The organism is Halobaculum magnesiiphilum, from assembly GCF_019823105.1.
Lineage (GTDB): Archaea > Halobacteriota > Halobacteria > Halobacteriales > Haloferacaceae > Halobaculum > Halobaculum magnesiiphilum.
In genome coordinates this window covers 628623-646660 of sequence record NZ_CP081958.1, presented here as the reverse complement: position 1 = coordinate 646660, position 18038 = coordinate 628623, and the positions used below count along the sequence as shown (strand labels likewise).

At 68.5% G+C, this 18038-nt stretch carries 18 protein-coding genes; 10 read left to right on the top strand and 8 right to left on the bottom strand.

The window, feature by feature from the left end; genetic code table 11:
* Positions 1-19: 19 nt before the first annotated feature.
* The 5 genes from K6T50_RS03330 (at position 20) to K6T50_RS03310 (ending at position 5173) form a co-directional block, all read left to right on the top strand.
* On the top strand, positions 20-1117 hold the full coding sequence (locus K6T50_RS03330) for a branched-chain amino acid ABC transporter permease (RefSeq protein WP_222608006.1): 1098 nt from the start codon (positions 20-22) through the stop codon (positions 1115-1117).
* Positions 1114-2796 carry a branched-chain amino acid ABC transporter permease gene (locus tag K6T50_RS03325; protein ID WP_225935360.1) on the top strand — a complete coding sequence of 561 codons (1683 nt, stop codon included), beginning with the start codon at positions 1114-1116 and terminating at the stop codon, positions 2794-2796. The genes K6T50_RS03330 and K6T50_RS03325 overlap by 4 nt, the downstream gene beginning before the upstream one ends.
* Positions 2793-3677, top strand: coding sequence for an ABC transporter ATP-binding protein (locus K6T50_RS03320; RefSeq protein ID WP_222608005.1), 885 nt, complete (start codon positions 2793-2795; stop codon positions 3675-3677). Before K6T50_RS03325 ends, K6T50_RS03320 begins: the two co-directional genes overlap by 4 nt.
* A complete protein-coding gene (locus tag K6T50_RS03315; protein ID WP_225935359.1) occupies positions 3674-4678 on the top strand; it encodes an ABC transporter ATP-binding protein in 1005 nt (334 codons plus the stop codon). Before K6T50_RS03320 ends, K6T50_RS03315 begins: the two co-directional genes overlap by 4 nt.
* Positions 4679-4771: 93 nt before the next feature.
* Positions 4772-5173: a VOC family protein gene (locus tag K6T50_RS03310; RefSeq protein ID WP_222608004.1), complete on the top strand. Its 402-nt coding sequence runs from the start codon at positions 4772-4774 to the stop codon at positions 5171-5173.
* A gap of 109 nt (positions 5174-5282) precedes the next feature.
* On the opposite strand, the gene K6T50_RS03305 is transcribed toward K6T50_RS03310, so the two are convergent.
* The 5 genes from K6T50_RS03305 to sdhC all read right to left on the bottom strand — a co-directional run bounded on the left by K6T50_RS03305 (position 5283) and on the right by sdhC (position 9471).
* Entirely contained in the window at positions 5283-5534 is a 252-nt protein-coding gene (locus K6T50_RS03305) for a MarR family transcriptional regulator (RefSeq protein WP_345778651.1), read from the bottom strand.
* 210 nt (positions 5535-5744) lie between these two features.
* The gene (locus K6T50_RS03300; protein ID WP_222608003.1) at positions 5745-7598 is read right to left on the bottom strand and encodes an FAD-binding protein; all 1854 of its coding nucleotides are present in this window, start codon (positions 7596-7598) and stop codon (positions 5745-5747) included.
* Between the two features lie 168 nt (positions 7599-7766).
* Complete coding sequence (locus tag K6T50_RS03295; protein WP_222608002.1) at positions 7767-8672, bottom strand: succinate dehydrogenase/fumarate reductase iron-sulfur subunit; 906 nt, start codon at positions 8670-8672, stop codon at positions 7767-7769.
* A gap of 2 nt (positions 8673-8674) precedes the next feature.
* Positions 8675-9046: a succinate dehydrogenase hydrophobic membrane anchor subunit gene (locus tag K6T50_RS03290; protein WP_222608001.1), complete on the bottom strand. Its 372-nt coding sequence runs from the start codon at positions 9044-9046 to the stop codon at positions 8675-8677.
* A complete protein-coding gene (gene sdhC, locus K6T50_RS03285; RefSeq protein ID WP_222608000.1) occupies positions 9046-9471 on the bottom strand; it encodes a succinate dehydrogenase, cytochrome b556 subunit in 426 nt (141 codons plus the stop codon). Before sdhC ends, K6T50_RS03290 begins: the two co-directional genes overlap by 1 nt.
* A gap of 199 nt (positions 9472-9670) precedes the next feature.
* Between sdhC and K6T50_RS03280 the strand changes: the two genes are divergently transcribed.
* Positions 9671-10591, top strand: coding sequence for a DUF7351 domain-containing protein (locus tag K6T50_RS03280; RefSeq protein ID WP_222607999.1), 921 nt, complete (start codon positions 9671-9673; stop codon positions 10589-10591).
* 12 nt (positions 10592-10603) lie between these two features.
* Here the strand turns inward: K6T50_RS03280 and K6T50_RS03275 are convergent, their stop codons facing one another.
* Positions 10604-11626, bottom strand: a complete 1023-nt coding sequence (locus K6T50_RS03275) for a succinylglutamate desuccinylase/aspartoacylase family protein (RefSeq protein WP_222607998.1) — start codon at positions 11624-11626, stop codon at positions 10604-10606.
* Between the two features lie 153 nt (positions 11627-11779).
* Here K6T50_RS03275 and K6T50_RS03270 point away from each other — a divergent pair, with 153 nt between their 5' ends.
* From K6T50_RS03270 to K6T50_RS03260, 3 genes are all read left to right on the top strand, one after another.
* Positions 11780-13138, top strand: a complete 1359-nt coding sequence (locus tag K6T50_RS03270; RefSeq protein WP_222607997.1) for a RimK family alpha-L-glutamate ligase — start codon at positions 11780-11782, stop codon at positions 13136-13138.
* An 86-nt stretch (positions 13139-13224) separates the two neighbouring features.
* A complete protein-coding gene (locus K6T50_RS03265; protein WP_222607996.1) occupies positions 13225-13428 on the top strand; it encodes a DUF5786 family protein in 204 nt (67 codons plus the stop codon).
* A 249-nt stretch (positions 13429-13677) separates the two neighbouring features.
* Positions 13678-14286, top strand: coding sequence for an archaellin/type IV pilin N-terminal domain-containing protein (locus tag K6T50_RS03260; protein WP_222607995.1), 609 nt, complete (start codon positions 13678-13680; stop codon positions 14284-14286).
* Positions 14287-14388: 102 nt separating this feature from the next.
* Here the strand turns inward: K6T50_RS03260 and K6T50_RS03255 are convergent, their stop codons facing one another.
* Positions 14389-15048 (bottom strand): DNA-3-methyladenine glycosylase family protein, encoded by a 660-nt coding sequence (locus K6T50_RS03255; RefSeq protein WP_222607994.1) that lies wholly within the window; start codon positions 15046-15048, stop codon positions 14389-14391.
* Between the two features lie 168 nt (positions 15049-15216).
* On the opposite strand from K6T50_RS03255, the gene K6T50_RS03250 reads away from it, so the two are divergent.
* Entirely contained in the window at positions 15217-17196 is a 1980-nt protein-coding gene (locus tag K6T50_RS03250; RefSeq protein ID WP_222607993.1) for a 3-hydroxyacyl-CoA dehydrogenase/enoyl-CoA hydratase family protein, read from the top strand.
* 185 nt (positions 17197-17381) lie between these two features.
* Here the strand turns inward: K6T50_RS03250 and K6T50_RS03245 are convergent, their stop codons facing one another.
* Positions 17382-17999 (bottom strand): class I SAM-dependent methyltransferase, encoded by a 618-nt coding sequence (locus tag K6T50_RS03245; protein ID WP_222607992.1) that lies wholly within the window; start codon positions 17997-17999, stop codon positions 17382-17384.
* Between the last annotated feature and the right edge of the window lie 39 nt (positions 18000-18038).

Below are 18038 nucleotides of genomic sequence, written 5' to 3'. Positions count from 1 at the left end.
ATCGTGAGAAGGAATATCAATGGGCATTAGCGAAACGTACTCACGCGGCAGAGACCTGGCCGTCTCGCGGCCGTTCGTCCTCGTCGTGGTCGGCATCATCGGGCTTCTGGCGTTCGATCTCGTCCGTCAACTCGCCGCCCCCGGTGGCCTCACGGCGGGGCAACTCGCCTCGTTCCTGTGGGACGGGCTCGTTGTCGGGCTCTCTATCGGGCTCGCGGGCGTCGGGCTCTCGATGACGTACAGCATCCTGAACTTCGCGAACTTCGGCCACGGCGACTACGTGACCTCCGGCGCGTTCGCCGGCTGGGCGGTGACGTGGGTGTTCGCCGGCGCCGGGCAGTTCGACCTGACGACGCTGTTGTTCATCGGCTCGGTCTCGACGAGGGACCTGGGCGTGTCGGCGTTCGCGACACCGTTGGCGATCGTCGCAGGACTGATCGTCGCGGCGGCGGCCACGGTCGTGCTCTCGCTCGTCATCGACCGGCTGGTGTACAAGCCGATGCGCGACGAGGGCGGCATTTCGCTGCTCATCGCCTCGATCGGCGTCGCGCTGGCGCTGCGGTACACGATCTACATCGTCTTCGGACAGCGCACCCGCGGACTCACCGACGCGCAGTCGGTGCCACAGCTCGCGCTCGGGGGCGGGTTCGAGGTCGGCGGGCACGAGGTCGCGCTCGTGCTCATCGCGGCCGGGCTGATGCTCGGGGTTCACCTCCTGCTGCAGACGACCAAGCTCGGGAAGGCGATGCGTGCGATGGCCGACAACGAGGACCTCGCGCGCGTCACCGGTATCCCGACCGAACGGGTCGTCCGCTTTACGTGGATCATCGGCGGCGGGCTCGCGGGCGCCGGCGGCTTCCTCATCGCGCTCGAACGCGGGGCGATGAACTTCCAGTTCGGCTGGGTCCTCCTGCTGTTGATCTTCGCGGCGGTGATCCTCGGCGGGATCGGCTCGATCTACGGCGCGATGTTCGGCGGCGTCACGATCGGTATCGCACAGAGCATCGCGCTCGTGTGGCTCCCCAGCGAGTTCTCCACCGTCGCGGCCTTCGGCGTCATGATCTTCGTGCTGCTGTTCAAGCCCGACGGCATCTTCTCGGGGGTGACGACTGCGTGAGCTCCCCGACGGAATCCGTCGACGCGGGCGAACGGACCGCGGACGCCAGCGAGGAGGATAGCCGGACGATCCCCGGCTGGACGCCGTACCGCGAGTGGTTCCGCGACCGCTGGCGCGAGGGCGGCGCGACGGCGTGGGCGACCGCGATCGGACATCTGCTGGTCGGGGGCGTGCTGTTCGCGCTCGTGGCGGGCTTCGACCTCGGAACGCTCCCGATCGGGGGGAGCCTCATCTGGTTCGTCTACCTCTCGATCACCGTCGGGGTGTTGTACGTCGCCACGGCGCCGCCGAGCGAGCCGTACGTCGCGTGGCTCGAGGACCGGTGGATGGAATCCGACGTCGACAAACTGCTCATCATCCTCGGGCACGTCGTCGTCGTCTTCTTCGTGTTCGCGGTCGCGCTCGGGCTCCCGTTCAACGGGCTCATGGGCGCGCTCAGTTCGGTGTTGTTCTTCACCGCGGTGTACGCGATGATGGTGCTCGCGCTCAACCTCCACTGGGGGTACGCGGGGGTGTTCAACATCGGCATCGCGGGGTTCATGGCCGTCGGCGTGTACGTAATGGCGATCCTCTCCTCGCCCACGGAGGCCGGTGCCACGTCGGTGCCCGGGCTGGGGCTGCCGCTCCCGATCGGTATCCTCGGCGGCGTGCTCGCGGCCGCCCTCGTCGGACTGGTCGCGGCGCTTCCGGCGCTCCGGCTCCGGGCGGACTACTTCGCCATCGTCACCGTCGCGTTCTCGGAGATCATCCGGCTCACGCTCAACTCCCGGACGCTCCAGGAGTTCACCGTCGCCGGCGTCACGACCGGCACCGGCGGCGCGACGGGCATCACGATGCCGGGCAACCCTGTCAGGCTCCTGTTTTACGACGGGTTCGGCGCCGGCGCGGAGCCCGCGCTGTTGGGATCGGTCCTGTTCCCGCTGTTTCGTGACCTCCGGATCGAGCTGATCCCGCCCGGATCGTCGTGGCTCGGGGTCGTCCCGCTACCGGCGTTCACGCTCGATCTCGCCGTCGAACCCCCCGTTATCAGCAACTGGGCGTACGTCCTCGTGCTCACGGGGTTCGTCGCGTTGTTCTACGTCCTGCTGGTCCGCACGGGGAACTCCCCGTTCGGCCGCGTGCTGAAGGCGATCCGCGAGGACGAGACGGTCGCGAAGTCGCTCGGGAAGAACACGAACCGCTTCAAGATCGTCGCGTTCATGTTCGGTTGCGGGCTGATGGGGCTGGGCGGCATCCTCTGGCAGGGGAGTCAGGGGTTCACCAACCCCGGCGCCTTCCGGCCGATCATCACGTTCTACATCTGGGTCGCGCTGATCATCGGCGGCGCCGGCTCCAACACCGGGAGCGTCCTCGGGGGCGCGCTGTTCGCGGGCGCGCTCTGGGAGGGCCCGGTGTACGTCCGGCGGGTCGTCACCAACTTCGTCGACTTCGGCGACACGCCGAGCACGTTCCCTGCGGCGGTCGGGCCGTTCATCGAGGGCGAGGTGCTCCCGTTCCTCGCGTTCATGCTCGGCAACGTCTCGGCGCTGCGATTCATCCTCGTCGGCGTGATCCTCGTGGTACTGATGCAGCGGCGTCCCGAGGGACTGCTCGGCCACCGCAAGGAGGAGGCCGCGGCGATCCCGCTGACCCGTCCCGACGGCGGCCACGACGCCGCCGACGACGGAGGTGCACAATGAGCGCGGAGGACGCGTCCGGACGGCCGGACGCCGACGCGACCGGCGGCGAGGCCGACGACTCGGCCGACCCGGATCCGTCGCAGGCGACCGCACAGGGTGCACGCGACGCCGACGAACACCCGCTGGTCGTCGAGAACCTCCGCAAGACCTTCGGCGGGATCACCGCCGTCGACGACGCGAGCTTCTCGGTCGCCGAGGGGTCGCTCACCGGCCTGATCGGCCCGAACGGCGCGGGCAAGTCGACGACGTTCAACTGTATCACCGGCGTGCACACTCCCAGCGCGGGGCGGGTGACGTTCCGCGGGGACGACATCACCGGGATGGCGCCCCATACGATCGCCCAACAGGGGCTCGTTCGGACGTTCCAGATCGCCCGCGAGCTGCCCGAGATGACCGTGTTGGAGAACATGATGCTGGCGCCGAAGCGGCAGGTCGGCGAGCGGCTCACCAACGCGGTCGTCCCGGGGCTGCGCGGCCGGGTCGTCGAACAGGAGGAGGAGCTCCTCGAACGCGCGTGGCAGCAGCTGGAGTTCTTCGAGATCGACCACCTCGCCCAGGAGTACGCGGGGACGCTCTCGGGCGGTCAGCGCAAGCTGCTGGAGATGGCGCGTGCGCTGATGACCGACCCCGAGATGGTGTTGCTCGACGAACCGCTGGCGGGGGTCAACCCGACGCTGGAGGAGAAGCTGCTCGACCGCATCCACAAGCTACGGGACAGGGGGAACACGTTCCTCTTCGTGGAACACGACATGGACGTCATCATGAACAACTGCGAACACGTCATCGTCATGCACCAGGGGTCGGTGCTCGCGGAGGGCACCCCCGAACAGGTCACGAACGACGAACGCGTCGTCGAGGCGTATCTCGGAGGCGACGTATGAGTGGCGAGAGCGGGGGCGAGCGCAGCGAGCCCCCGGCCCGAGCGGGGAGCAGTGCGGGGCGCGAGCAAAGCGAGCGCCCCGAGAAGTCGAGCGGGGAGCAAAGCGACCCGCGAGACAGCGAAGCGACCCGCGAGGACGAGCAGCGCGAGTCCTCGGATGAAGCCGAGAGCGAAGCGACCCGGGAGGGCGCGACGGCGACCGAAGAGCCGCCGGCGGATACCGATGCGACAGAGGACCCGGCCGACGCCGACGGGTCGACGGGCGCAACCCGCGCGGCCGCGGCGACGCACCCGGAGGACAGTCTGCTCCGGGTTCGGGACCTCGACGCCGGCTACGGCGACCTCCAGATCCTCACCGACGTGGACCTGGACGTGGGCGACGGCGAGTACGTCACCATCGTCGGCCCGAACGGGGCCGGCAAGTCGACCGTGATGAAGTCCGTGTTCGGGCTGACCAGCTACATGGGCGGCACCATCGAGTTCGCCGACGAGCCGATCCACGGCCTCCAGCCCGACGAGATCATCCACGAGGGGATCGGCTACGTCCCGCAGAACGACAACATCTTCGAGAGCCTCACGGTGCGCGAGAACCTCGAGATGGGCGCGTACATCCTCGACGAGGTGCCGGAGGAGCAGATCGAGGTCATCTACGACCGCTTCCCGATCCTCCGGGAGCGCTCGGACCAGCGCGCGGGCACGATGTCGGGCGGCCAGCGACAGATGCTCGCGATGGGTCGCGCGCTCATGCTCGACCCCGACCTCCTGTTACTCGACGAGCCAAGCGCCGGGCTCGCGCCCGATCTGGTGCAGGAGATGTTCGACCGCATCGACCGCATCAACGACGACGGCACCGCGGTCCTCATGGTCGAGCAGAACGCCAAGCAGGCGCTGCGCCGCTGTGACCGCGGCTACGTGCTCGTCAACGGCGAGAACGCCTACGTCGACTCCGGCGAGGCGCTGTTGAACGACGAGCAGGTCCGCAAGGACTTCCTCGGCGGCTGAGGGGCACGGAACCCGCGCCCGGGCCGACACGGCGCCGCGCCCGTCGTCGGCGACGCCGACAGGTTCAGCGTCCCCGGACGCGTCCGTTTCCGGATGGACCCTACGATCAGCATCGTCACGCTCGGCGTCGACGACCTCGCGGCCGCCGTCGAGTTCTACGAGGACGGCCTCGGGCTCCCGAAACACGACTCCGAGGGCGAGATCGCGTTCTTCGAACTGTCAGGAACGTGGCTGGCGCTGTACCCGCCCGAGGCGCTCGCGGCCGACGTCGGGGTCGACCCGGCGGGCTCGGGGTTCGCCGGCGTCACGCTCGCGCACAACGTCGACGGCGAGGCGCGCGTCGACGAGGTGCTCGCGGAGGCCGAACGCGCCGGCGCGACGATGGTGAAGCCGGCGACACACGCCGACTGGGGCGGCTACTCGGGCTACTTCGCCGACCCGGACGGGAACCTGTGGGAGGTCGCGTACGCGCCCGACTTCTCGCCGGGACCGTGAGGCGTCGGGGAACGACACGCAGTTAGCACACACGTCACACCGCTCCCATCCGCGACGCGGCGCGGTCGCTGAGGGGCTCGGGACTGTCGTGGAAAATCTCAGGCTTTCTCTACGCCAGCGCGTAGCGACCGTCGGCCTTCTCGACGTGACCCGCCTCACGCAGCGTCTTCAGAATGGCGTACAGCGAGATCCGTTTCATCGAGAGCCCGTCACAGAGGTCGTCCTCACAGACGGCGCCGTGGGTCGCCAGGTACAGATACACCAGCTTCGCCCGGGGCGAGGAGACCCCGTCCGGAAGCCGTGTCATCGGCGTCTCTGTGTTCGACTGCTCCTCGACCGCATCCGCGTGCGTCGTAGCCATCTTGAACGCATCCAACGCTTCGACACACGTAAAACCATGGTACGACGAACGTCGAAATCGCCTCGAACGGCCGATCGTACGGGTCTCGGCGGGTATCAACGAAGTACGCGAATTCGAGTAAATCCATCGTCCCCGGGATCGGGCCGGGAGTTTCGACTGTTGACGGCGAGCGACGACGGGAGAAGGCGCGGACGTCGCGAACGGGAGTAGTCAGTACGAGCGGATCTTCGGCTCGTACTCCTTGTCCTCGCCCTCGAGGATGACCGGCCTGTACCACAGTTCCGGCGAGCCGTCGTTCCACGACAGCATCGTGTGCTTGAGCCACTCGTCGTCCCTGCGCTCCTGGTGCTCCGCGCGCCAGTGGGCGCCGCGGAACTCGTCGCGCGCGAGCGCACCGAGGGTGATCGCCTCCGCCAGATCGAGGATGTTGCGCGTCTCCAGCGTCTGGATGAGGTCGGTGTTGAACGTGCGCGAGGGGTCCTTCACGAACACGTCCCGGTAGCGCTCGCGCGCCTCCGCGATGTCCTCGAGCGCCCGCTTGAGGCCCTCCTCCTCGCGGAAGACGTTCACGTACCGGGTCATCGACTCCTGCACGTCCGAACGGATCTCCGCGTGCTGGACGCCCTCGTCCTTCTCCATGAGCGACTGCACGCGCTCGCGCTCGCGGGTGACCGCCCGCTCGACGATGTCGTGGCCGTCGCCGGAGCCGGTCTCGGCGGCGACACCGCCGTCGGCGACCGCGTCGCTCTCGCCGCCCGCGGGCTCGACCTCGCCGGGCTGGACGGGGGTGTCGACCTCGCCGACCTCGTACTCGCCGCGCTGGCCCGTCTCGATCTCGGCGGTGCCGAGGTCCTTGCCCGCGGCGTGGGCGCCCGCACGCTTGCCGAAGACGATGAGTTCGGGCAGCGCGTTGCCGCCGAGGCGGTTCGAACCGTGGACCGAGGCGCAGGCACACTCGCCGGCCGCGTAGAGCCCGCCGACGCACGTCTCGCCGTTCTCGTCGGTCTCGATGCCGCCCATCGCGTAGTGCTGGCCGGGCTTGACGGGCATCGGCTCCTCCAGCCCGTCGACGCCCTCGAAGTCCTTCGCGAGGTGGAGGATGTTCTCCAGACGGTCGATGATGCGCTCCTCGCCGAGGTGGCGCATGTCGAGGTGGACGTACTCGTCGTCGATGCCGCGGCCCTCGTTCACCTCGCTCAGCTCCGCGCGGGCGACGACGTCGCGGGAGGCCAGCTCCCCGTCGTTGCTGGCGTAGCCGTACTCGAACATGAAGCGCTCGCCCTCGGCGTTGTAGAGGATGCCGCCCTCGCCGCGGACGCCCTCGGAGATGAGCACGCCCGTGCTGGGCAGGCTCGTCGGGTGGAACTGGATGAACTCCATGTCCTCGATGGGGACGCCCGCGCGGTAGGCCATCGCCACGCCGTCGCCGGTGTTGGCGACCGCGTTAGTGGTGTGATCGAACACCTGGCCGAGCCCGCCGGTCGCGAGGATGACGCCCTCCGTCGCGCGGAAGCCCGACAGCTCGCCGCTTTGAATGTCGTAGGCGACGACGCCGTGACAGGTGCGGTCCTCGGGGCGCTCCTCGTCGGTGACGGCGAGATCCGAGACGTACCACTCGTCGTAGACGGTGATGCCTCGCTTGACGAGCTGCTCGTACATCGTATGGAGCAGCTGGTGCCCGGTCTCGGCGCCCGCGTACGTCGTTCGCGGGAACGAGAGGCCGCCGAACGGCCGCTGGGAGACGCGGCCGTCCTCCTCGCGGGAGAACGCCATCCCCCAGTGTTCGAGCTGGATGACCTCTTTCGGGGAGTCCTTGCAGAGCGTCTCGATGGCGGGGGCGTCGCCGAGGTAGTCCGACCCCTTCATCGTGTCGTAGGCGTGGTCCTCCCACGAGTCCCCCTCGCGCAGGGCCGCGTTGATGCCGCCCTCCGCGGCCCCGGTGTGACTGCGCACCGGGTGGAGCTTCGAGACGATGGCCACGTCCGCGCCTTCCTCCTGGGCGGCGATGGCAGCGCGGAGTCCCGCGCCGCCGGCACCGACCACGATGACGTCGTGTTCGTACATGTGTCGTGTGTTGTGTTTGGTCCGTGTCCGCGTTCGGTTCGTGCGTGTGTCCGCGTTCGATCGCTGTTCGCCGCGCGGGCGCCGACTCCCGTCGGGTAGTTGGTACCCGCGCTTCGGGTTCCGTCTACTTCAATCGCGTGTCGATACCGGCCGTTGAGCCGCCCGAGCCTACCAGAACTTCAGGTTGCTCTTGACGGCCTCCCGCTTGAGCTCCTGGATGTGCTCGGTCAGCGGGATGTCCTTCGGGCACACCTCGGTGCACGAGAACTGGGTCTGACACCGCCAGACGCCGTTCTCCTGCTCGAGGATGTTGAGCCGGTGCTGCTTGCGGTCCTCCCCCTCGCGCTCGTCCATCGCGAAACGGTACGCCTTGTTGATCGCGGCGGGGCCGAGGTACTCGTTGGTGCCCGCGGCGATGTTGCACGAGGACATGCATGCGCCACACCAGATACACCGCGTGGACATCTTCACCTTCTCGCGGTTCTCCCGTGTCTGGCGCTGCTCCTCGAGCTCGCCGTCGGGGAGTTCGTCGGCGTCGAAGTACGGCTCGACCGCCTCCATCTGGTCGTAGAAGTGGTCCATGTCGACGACCAGGTCCTTCTCGACCTCCGCGTGCGGGAGCGGCTCGACGCGAACCGGCTGGTCTAGGTCCGACAGCTGCGTCTTGCAGCCGAGGCGCTGGCGGCCGTTGACGAACAGCGCGTCCGACCCGCAGATCGCCTGCCGGCAGGAGTGCCGAAACGTGAGCGAGGAATCGAACGTGTCCCGGGCGTAGATGAGCGCGTCGAGGACGGTCATCCCCTTCTCGTAGGGGACGTGGAAGTCGTCGAAGCGGGGTTCCTGCTTCCCCTCGACCTCGGGGTCGAATCGGAACACCTTCAGGTGGTAGGTGTCGTCGTCGCCCTCGGCGCGCTCGGCGGCCTCCCGCCGGGCGCGTTCCTCGCGGTCGGCGCGGGCCTCCGCCTTCTTGCGCATCCGCTCCTCCTGTGCGGGGGCGAGCGGCTCGTCGTGCTCGACCTCGGTCTCTGCCTCGGTCTCCGTTTCCGTCTCCGTCTCTGGAACTTGCGTGCTCATTGTCAGAAGGTGGGGAGCCCCGCCCAGGCGTTCGCGGTGCGGATCCCCTGCACGACGAGCACCAGGCTCGCCGCGATCAGCGTGTACTTGACGACCTGCTTCTTCGTGCCGGTCAGCCCCTGGTTCTCCAAGGCGTTGTAGACGCCGTTGACGCCGTGGAACGTCGCCGTGACGAGGAACAGCACCATCAGCGAGTAGTAGGTGAGGTCCGTCATCCGGGCGCTCGAGGCAAGGAACGTCACCTCGTCGGCGTGGTTGACGAAGTGGAGCAGGAAGAAGTGGAACGCGAGCACCACCACGAGGAACGCGGCGGTGATGCGCTGCCACAGCCACCGGCGCCCGCCCGTCTCGAACGAGGAGTAGCGCTCGGCCATCAGCCGAACACCCCCGAGAGGAACGTCGGCACCGACGCCACGACGATGGCGCCCGTCAGCACCAGCGACGCGTAGAAGCTCTTGTCCTGGCTCTCCAGCCCGATCCCGAGATCGACCAGCAGCAGCCGGCAGCCGTTGAGGATGTGGAAGACGGCCACCGCGAGCAGCCCGACCTCGAGGATGCGGACGACCAGCAGGCTCTCGAGGTTCTGGATGACCATCGTGTACACGTCGTTCTCGGCTGCGATCCGCTGCGTCTGCCCGGCCGCGGAGATGGCGGTACTCAGCACGGCGATATGGGTGAACAGGTAGCCCACGAGCACCCAGCCCGTGAACTTGTGGAACACCCAGGCCCACATCCCCGCCGAGAACTCCCGCCACCGACCGAAGTCCTCGACGAGGCCCCTGTCATACGACTGGCTCATACGTCCGTGGCTCCGTCCTATGGGGGTATAGTAGTTACGTGACGCACTCGCACGCCCGCGCGACGGATCGCCGCGGCGTCGGGCCCTCGTGTGACCGACCAACCGAACGAAGACGCCGTGTACCCGCCGGATCGCAGAGGGCTCGGCGAAGGTGTCCGCCGGCGTGAAGGTTATGCCGCCGTGCACCGCACGCCCGGTAGTGACCGATCGTTCGACGGAACGCGCGGTCGACGCGTTCTCCTTTCTCGGCGACGACCTCCGGCTGTCGATACTCCGCGTGCTCGCCGACCACGAGGAGCGTGCTGGTCCCCGGACCGACCCGATGGCCTACAGCGACCTGCGCCGCGCCGTCGGGGAGCCCGACAGCGGGAAGTTCGGCTACCACCTCGGGAAGCTGGTCGGCCGGTTCGTCGAGAAGACCCCGGGCGGCTACCGGCTGCTCGAACCGGGCCGCGAGACGGTTCGGCTGCTGGAGCGCGGCATCGTCGACGGCGACGCCGACCTCGAGGCCGAGCCGGTCGACGCGCGGTGTCCCCGCTGCGGCGGCGACGTGCACGTGATCTACGCCGACCACCACCTGTTCACCTGCTGTTCGGCCTGCGAGGGGCTCTTCGGCGCCGGAGAGTGCCCCGCGGGGACGATCACGGGGATCGTCCTTCCGCCGACGGTCGTCGAACAGCTCGATCCGACCCCGCTGTTCCGGCGGGCACACCGAGTGTTCGAACGCCGGCTGCGACCCATGGTCGACGGCGTCTGTCTGGAGTGCGGGGGCGTCGTCGACGGTCGACTCAGGCAGTGTCTCGACCACGATCGCGACGGGATCTGTCCCGACTGTCACGCCGCGTATCCCGTCCTCGCGGAGGTCGTCTGCGAGACGTGCGGCAGGGGGCGCGTGACCCACCCGCTGTTCGGGAACCCCGGAGCCGACGGGATCGACGCCCGTCCCGAGCAGCGGAGTGAACCCGCCGAACGGATCGCCGCCGGCGAGGCCGCTTGGCGGCGGTTCGGCGGGTTCCTCGCGTGGTCTGCCTCCCCGCGGGAGGACGGGACCGTCGCCTTCGAGCCGCCGGACGGAGGGAGCAGCGTCGTCGTCGCTCCCGACCTGCGCGTCGTCGAGTGAACGGGCGGTCGGTTACGCCACCGTCCCGGACGGACTCTGGTCGAGTTCGACCACCCGCCGGGTTCGCTCGTCGAGTTCGACGAGGTGACACAGCGGGTTCCCGGGGTACACGACCGGGTTCTCGAGGATCCCGACGAGGAGTCCGGTGAAGGGCGCCTCGACGGCGACGTTGTCGTCCTTGAACGGGTTCGTGATGGTACAGACCGTGTCGCCCTCGTGGACCAGCGACCCTCGTTCGAAGTGCATGTCGACCATCCCGCCGGCGTCGGCCCGGAGCCACGTCTTCTCGCGTTCCTCGGTGATCACGGTCCGCCAGCCGGGCCAGCGAACCTGCTCGGCCTCGAGCATGCCGTACTCGGCGAACACGGATCGAACCCCGGAGAGCGCCTCGTCGATGAGCGCCCGCTGGAAGCGGTGTGCCTCGCCCATCTCGACGGTGATCGCCGCAATGCCGTCGGTCACCGCCTCCGTCCGTAACATCCCGGAGGCGCCCTCGCTGTCGATGATGACGTTCGTCCCGTACGCGCGGGCGAGGCGGGCGGCGTCGGAATCGCCCATGTCTGCGCGGGCGTGGATCATGTTCGTCCGCCCCCGCGTCGACGTGTGGAAGTCGAGGCCGAAGTCGCACGGCTCGATGAAGTTCGTGTAGATGCGCGCGGCCATCCGCTTGGCGCTCGTCGAGTCTGACGAGCCGGGGAACGAGCGGTTCAGGTCCCGATCGTACACCGGAAGGTAGCGCTGTTGGGCGAGGAACCCGGGGACGTTCAACACGGGTAGGCAGATGAGCGTCCCCCACAGCTCCGAGAGGTCCCACTCGTGGGCGACCTCCCTGACGACCTCGATGCCGTTGAGCTCGTCGCCGTGGGCTGCCGCCGAGAGGAACGCCGTCGCCCCCGGCCGCTCGCCGTTGATGATCGTCACCGGGATCCGAACCGGGTCGCCGAGGTACGTCTCCGACACCACGAACCGGATGTTCTGTCGCTCCCCCGGGTCCACCCGGCCCCCGTTGTACGTGAAGGCGTCGGCGTCGGTCATGATCGCCGGTGTGCGACCGAGCGTGATAAACTACCGCGTCGGCCGCCAGACGGGTCGACAGCCCGGCAACGTGTCGACGGCGGTGCGTGCACTCGACTCGCACGCCGTTCGGCCGACCGGGACACATTTGACGCCGCCGCCGAGTCAGTTTGTATGAGTGGAGATCCGGTACGCGTCGGCGTACTCTCGCTGCACACGAGCAAGGAGACGAAGGCGATCTGTAACGCGATCGAGGCGCTCGGTCACGAGCCCGTGTGGCTCCGTCGCGAAAACGCGGCCGTCAGCATCGAGGACGGCGAGGTCACGATCGAGCCGGAGGTCGACGTGATCGCCAACCGGATGCTGCTGTCGAACATCGAACAGCCGGCCGAGGGGCTCGGCCTCGCCCACACGTTCGGCCGCGCGCGACCGGTCCTCAACGACCCGTCGGCGGTGCTCACGGCGATGCACAAGTTCGCCTCCGCCGTCGCGCTCGCTGAGGCCGGCGTCCGCGTTCCGGACGCGCTGCTGGCGCTGTCGAACGACCGCCTCAACGAGGGCCGCGCCCGCTTCGGCGAGGAGGGCGTGTACAAGACCGCGATCGGCACCCACGGCGGCGGCACCTGGAAGATCCCCCTCGACGAGCCGGTCAACCCGATGGTCGGGAACAGACAGGCGTTCCTCCAGGACCTCATCGACCGCGACGACGCGCGACACCACGACACCCGCGTGTACGTCGTCGGCGGCGAGGTCGTCGCCGCGATGAACCGCTACGCGCCGGAGGGAGACTGGCGGACCAACGTCGCGCTCGGCGGCGACGTGGAGGACGCGACCGAGACCCTCGACGAGGAGGTCCGGGAGATGGCGCTCGACGCGACCGAGACGATCGGCCTCGACTACGCCGGCGTCGACCTCGTCCAGGGGTACGACGGGTGGTACGTACTGGAGGTCAACCCCACCGCCGGGTTCAAGGGGCTGTTCAAGGCGAGCGGCCGCTCGCCGGCTCCCCACATCGCTCGGCTGGCGATCGAGCGCGGCGGCGGCGCCGTCGACGACGACAGCGTCGCCGAGCTGTCGGCGGTGCTCGACGACTCGACGCCGTCGTGCATGCCGCCGCAGCGCCGGATCAACGACGGCCAGACCACGCTCATCGGCTACATCGAGGAGGTCCACGTGGCCGGCACGCAGGGGTCGACCCAGGCGTTCGCCAAGTCCGACACCGGCGCGACGCGCTCGTCGATCGACACGAAGCTCGCCGCCGAGATCGGTGCCGGCCCGATCAAGAGCATGACCCGGATCAAGTCCGGCTCCGTGAAGTCGGGAAAGGCCCGCCCGGTCGTCGACCTCGTCGTCGGCATCGGCGGCGAGCAGCACACCGTCACGGCTAGCGTGGAGGACCGCTCGCACATGGAGTACCCCGTGCTCCTCGGACGCGACATCCTCCAGCATTACCGCGTCGACGTGCAGCGCCGCGCCGACGAGGGTCGTGACCCCGAGAGCGACGAGGAAGAAGAAGAGGGAAGCGAGGAGTAGGAAGGTTGCGAGGAGTAATGCGGCAGCGACTCACACTCGCCCGACAGGCCGGGTCGCTTATCCCTCTCGGCTCACCACTGTGGGGTATGGGCTTCGGGAGCTACGATGAATCCGAGCAGGAGCGTCAACAGAACGACGGCGGCGACGCGGGCGACGGTTCGACCGTCGACGCCCACGAGAACGAACACGAGGGCGAGGCGAGCTTCGAGGCGGGCGCCTCCACCGACGACCTGGTCTCACAGCTCCAGACGATGAAGGACGACGGCGACGACGACGCCGACGACGAGTAATCCCGATCCACGCGGTTCGCGTCTTCCTGACCGGACCGACCGATCCCGCCCGCGAGGCGCGCCCGTTCGGCATCCAGTTTTCCGTTCATTCCCGTTTTCCGTTCATTCGACGCTTCCCGACCGCAGTGGCGACGACGTGGCCCGTCCCGTTATCGACGCTGAAACTCGGCGGCGAAGGTATATCAACGCGCTCGGCGCCGATCCGGGTATACCCGATCCGCCGTCGCGGACGGGTCGGAACGAGACACAATGTTCGAATTCATCACGGACGAGGAAGAGCGCGGGCAGGTCGGGATCGGGACGCTCATCGTGTTCATCGCGATGGTGCTGGTGGCGGCGATCGCCGCCGGCGTCCTGATCAACACCGCCGGCTTCCTCCAGAGCAAGTCGCAGGAAACGGGTCAACAGAGCAGTAAGCAGGTCAGCGACCGCGTGCAGGAGGTCGCCACCGTCGGGAACGTGACCGACGCCGGCAAGATCGATCTCGTGAACGTGACGGTGACGCAGGCACCCGGCGCCGGCGAGATAGATATCCAGAACGCGACGGTGTCGTGGATCGGCTCCAGCGGGACCTACCAGCTGACGTCGACGACCTCGAACTACAGCGACGGGGGTGCTCCCAGCGGCGACGAGTTCTCCTACGTCGCGGTGAAGGACGCCGACAACTCCGATAACGTCCTCAACGACGCCGACGACCGCCTGAACCTCGTGTTCGACGTGAGCGAGTTCACCGGCGGCGACGAACTCACCGAGGGCGACGAAGTGACGATCAAGATCAACACGATGGCCGGCGCGACGACGAGCATCCGTTTCACGGTGCCCGAGTCGCTCGGACAGAAGAGCGCGGTCGAGCTGTAAGTCGGCTCGCCGCTTCTCGCTCTCTCGAGTTCAGTTATCGCCGAGTGGCGACGCGGTTCCTGGGGAACGTCGGTGCGGACGCTCGCCGTCCCGTCCCGTCCCCTACTCGTCGCCGACGACCTCGTCGACGCCGGCGGCGATGTCCTCCTTCGCGCGCCACAGGTACAGCGACGCGTAGCTGCGGTACGGCGCCCACCGCTCGGCCGCCTCGACCATCTCCCCGCGGCTCATCTCCCGGCCGTACAGCTCCTCCATCCCCTTCCGGATCCCGAGGTCGCCGACGGGGAACACGTCCGGACGACCGAGGGTGAATAATAACTGCATGTTCGCGGTCCACTCGCCGACGCCGGTGATCGCGGTCAACTCCTGGCGGACCTCGTCGTCGCTCATCGCGGCGAACGCCTCGTGGTCCCAGTCGTTGTCGGCGAACGCCTCGGCGACGTTGCGCACGTACCGCGTCTTCTGTCGGGAAAGCCCCGCGTCCTTCAGCGTCGCCTCCTCGGCCGCGAGCAGGCCCGCGGGCGTCACCTCGACGGCGTCGAACAGGCGCTCGCGCGTCGCCTTCGCGGACGCCATCGACACCTGCTGGCGGAGGATCGACACGACGAGTCGCTCGAACGGATCGGCGGCGGGTTCGATCGTGAGCGGTCCGTGTCGGTCGATCACCGGACCGAGCAGGTCGTCGTCGCGCAGCGCCGAGAGCGCCTCGCGGTCGCTCGGGTCGAGCTCGTCGAACGCGTCGGCGTCCGCATCCACTGGCATACCCCGTGGTGGGGGCGCGGGCGAGAAACGGCTTTCGGGGATCGGGGGGAGGATATGGGGGAGTCGAGAGGCGATTCGAGGCGGAGCGAGCAACTCCGGAAAACTGGTGTCGTGTTCCCGTCGCGACGGAGGGAAACGTTGAATCGGGGGGACTTCGAGGCGAGTCACATGGACGTTGATGACGTAGACACGGTCGCGGTATTGGGCGCCGGAAACATGGGCCACGGTATCGCGGAGGTCGCCGCGCTCGCCGGGTACGACGTGAACCTGCGGGATATCAACGAGGAGTTCGTCCAGAACGGCTACGACCAGATCGAGTGGTCGCTCGGCAAGCTCGCCGAGAAGGACCAGATCTCCGAGGAGGAGGCCGACGCCGCCCTCGATCGGGTGACGCCGGTCGTCCCCGTCGAGGACGCCGTCGCCGACGCGGACCTCGTGATCGAGGCGGTGCCCGAGAAGATGGACATCAAGAAGGACGTGTACGCCGAGGTCGAGGAGCACGCGCCCGACCGCGCCGTCTTCGCGTCGAACACCTCCAGCCTCTCGATCACGGAGCTATCGGAGGTGACCGAGCGCGAGGAGCGCTTCTGCGGGATGCACTTCTTCAACCCGCCGGTGCGCATGCAGCTCGTCGAGGTCATTTCCGGCGCCCACACGTCCGGGGAAACGATGGACCTGGTCGAGGACGTGGCCGAGCGGATGGGCAAGACGCCCGTCCGGGTCCGCAAGGACTCGCCCGGGTTCATCGTCAACCGCGTGCTCGTCCCGCTGATGAACGAGGCGGCGTGGCTCGTCCACGAGGGCGAGGCGACAATCGAGGCGGTCGACTCCACGACGAAGTACGACATGGGGCTCCCGATGGGGAGCTTCGAGCTGGCCGATCAGGTCGGCATCGACGTGGGCGTCCACGTGCTGGAGTACATGCACGAGGTGCTCGGCGACGCCTACGAGCCGTGCCCGCTCCTCGTCGAGAAGGTCGACAACGAGAACCTCGGGAAGAAGACCGGGAAGGGCTTCTACGACTACGAGGACGGCCCGGGCGCGGAGGTGCCCTCCGACGAGGCCGACGAGGGCGTCAAGCGCGCCCTGCTCGCGGTCATGGCGAACGAGGTCGCCGGCCTGATCGGCAACGACGTGGCCGACGCCGGCGACATCGACCAGGCGGTGAAGCTGGGCGCCGGCTTCCCCGACGGGCCCGCGAAGATGGCCGACTCGGTCGGCCTCGACGCGCTGCTCGAGACGCTCGACGAGCGCCACGAGGAGACGGGCGCCGAGCGGTACGAGGCGGTCGACTTCCTCCGCGACCTCGTGGACGAGGGTCACGGCTTCTACGGCAGTGACGACACCGCCGCCGAGGGCACGGTCGACTTCGAGACGATCCGCATCGAGCGCGAGGGGCGCGTCGGCCACATCGTCCTCGACCGCCCCCACCGGATGAACACGATCTCCGGCGAGCTGCTCGACGAGCTCGGCGTCGCCATCGACGAGCTGGAGGCCGACGACGACGTGCGCGCGGTGCTTGTCACCGGCGAGGGCGAGCGCGCCTTCTCCGCCGGCGCCGACGTGCAGAGCATGGCCGCCGGCGGCGGCGACCCGCTGCACGCGGTCGAGCTGTCCCGGAAGGGGCAGTCGACGTTCGGGAAGTTCGAGTCCTCGGACCTCCCGGTCGTCGCCGGCATCGACGGCTTCTGCCTCGGCGGCGGGATGGAGTTCGCCACCTGTGCGGACCTGCGCGTCGCCTCCGAGCGCTCGGAGCTGGGCCAGCCCGAGCACAACCTCGGCCTCCTGCCGGGCTGGGGCGGCACCCAGCGCCTGCGCCACATCGTCGGCGAGGGGCGCGCCAAGGAGATCATCTTCACCGCCGAGCGCTACGACGCCGAGGAGATGGCCGACTACGGCTTCCTCAACGAGGTCGTCGCGAACGACGAGCTGGAGGAACGCGCGATGGAGCTGGCGCAGGATCTGGCCGGCGGTCCGCCGGTCGCCCAGCGCTACACGAAGCGCGCGATGCTCGCCGGGCGCGACGACACCGACGCCGGGCTGGAGATCGAGGCGCAGGCGTTCGGTCAGCTGATGAACACCGACGACCTCATGGAGGGCGTGATGGCGTTCATGTCCGACGAGGAGCCGGAATTCGAGGGGAAGTGAGCGGGACCGACCGTAGGGAGGTCCCGGCATGACGGCGGAGCGGTCCTTGTGCCGCTCCGCCCAGTAAGCGAGACGCGAGCGGAGCGAGCGTCTCGGCGCAGCGGCGGCGAGCTCCCTGTGGCGAGCCGCCCAGTAAGAAAGCGGGACCGACCGGTAGAACGCGAGCCGCCCTCGATCCGAGCCCCCTACGCGAGTTTGAACGCCCGGACCGTGTCCCGCTTCGTCGGCTCCTTCACGACCTGCACGCCGCCCAACTGGGAGAACACGTCCTTCCAGTTGCGGTGATACAGCGGGAACTCGTCGTTGACGTAGCTCACCTCGGTGCCCTCGCGGCCCCGTTGTGCTCCGTTGCCCTCGTTTTCCACCGTCACGAGCAGGTCGGAGGCGACGCGGACGACCTCCTCGAACACCCAGGTGTCCTCGGGGTGGACGTGCTGGAGCGTCTCGACCGAATAGACGGCGTCGAAGGCGTCGTCCTCGAACTCGGGGAGCAGGTCCTCGATGGCGCCCGTGTGGAACTCGCCCGACTCCGCGAGGTCGGGGAAGTACTCGGCCATCACGTCGAACGACTCGTCGTTGATGTCGACGCCCGTGAGCCGGTCGAAGCCGTTGCGGCGGAGGTGTTCGAGGTGTCGACCGGAGCCGCAGCCGAGTTCGAGCACCCGGGCGTCGGTGCCGACATAGAACTCGATGGCGGACAGGAGGGCGTCGCTCGTGTCGTCGGGGCCCTTTTCGGCGTAGTAGCGCGGGGAGAACTCTCCCTCGCGCTCGGCCCAGTCGTCGCGGACCTCGTCGGGGTTCATATCCGGGGGCAGGGGACGCGGCGGTTTACCTCCGCCGGA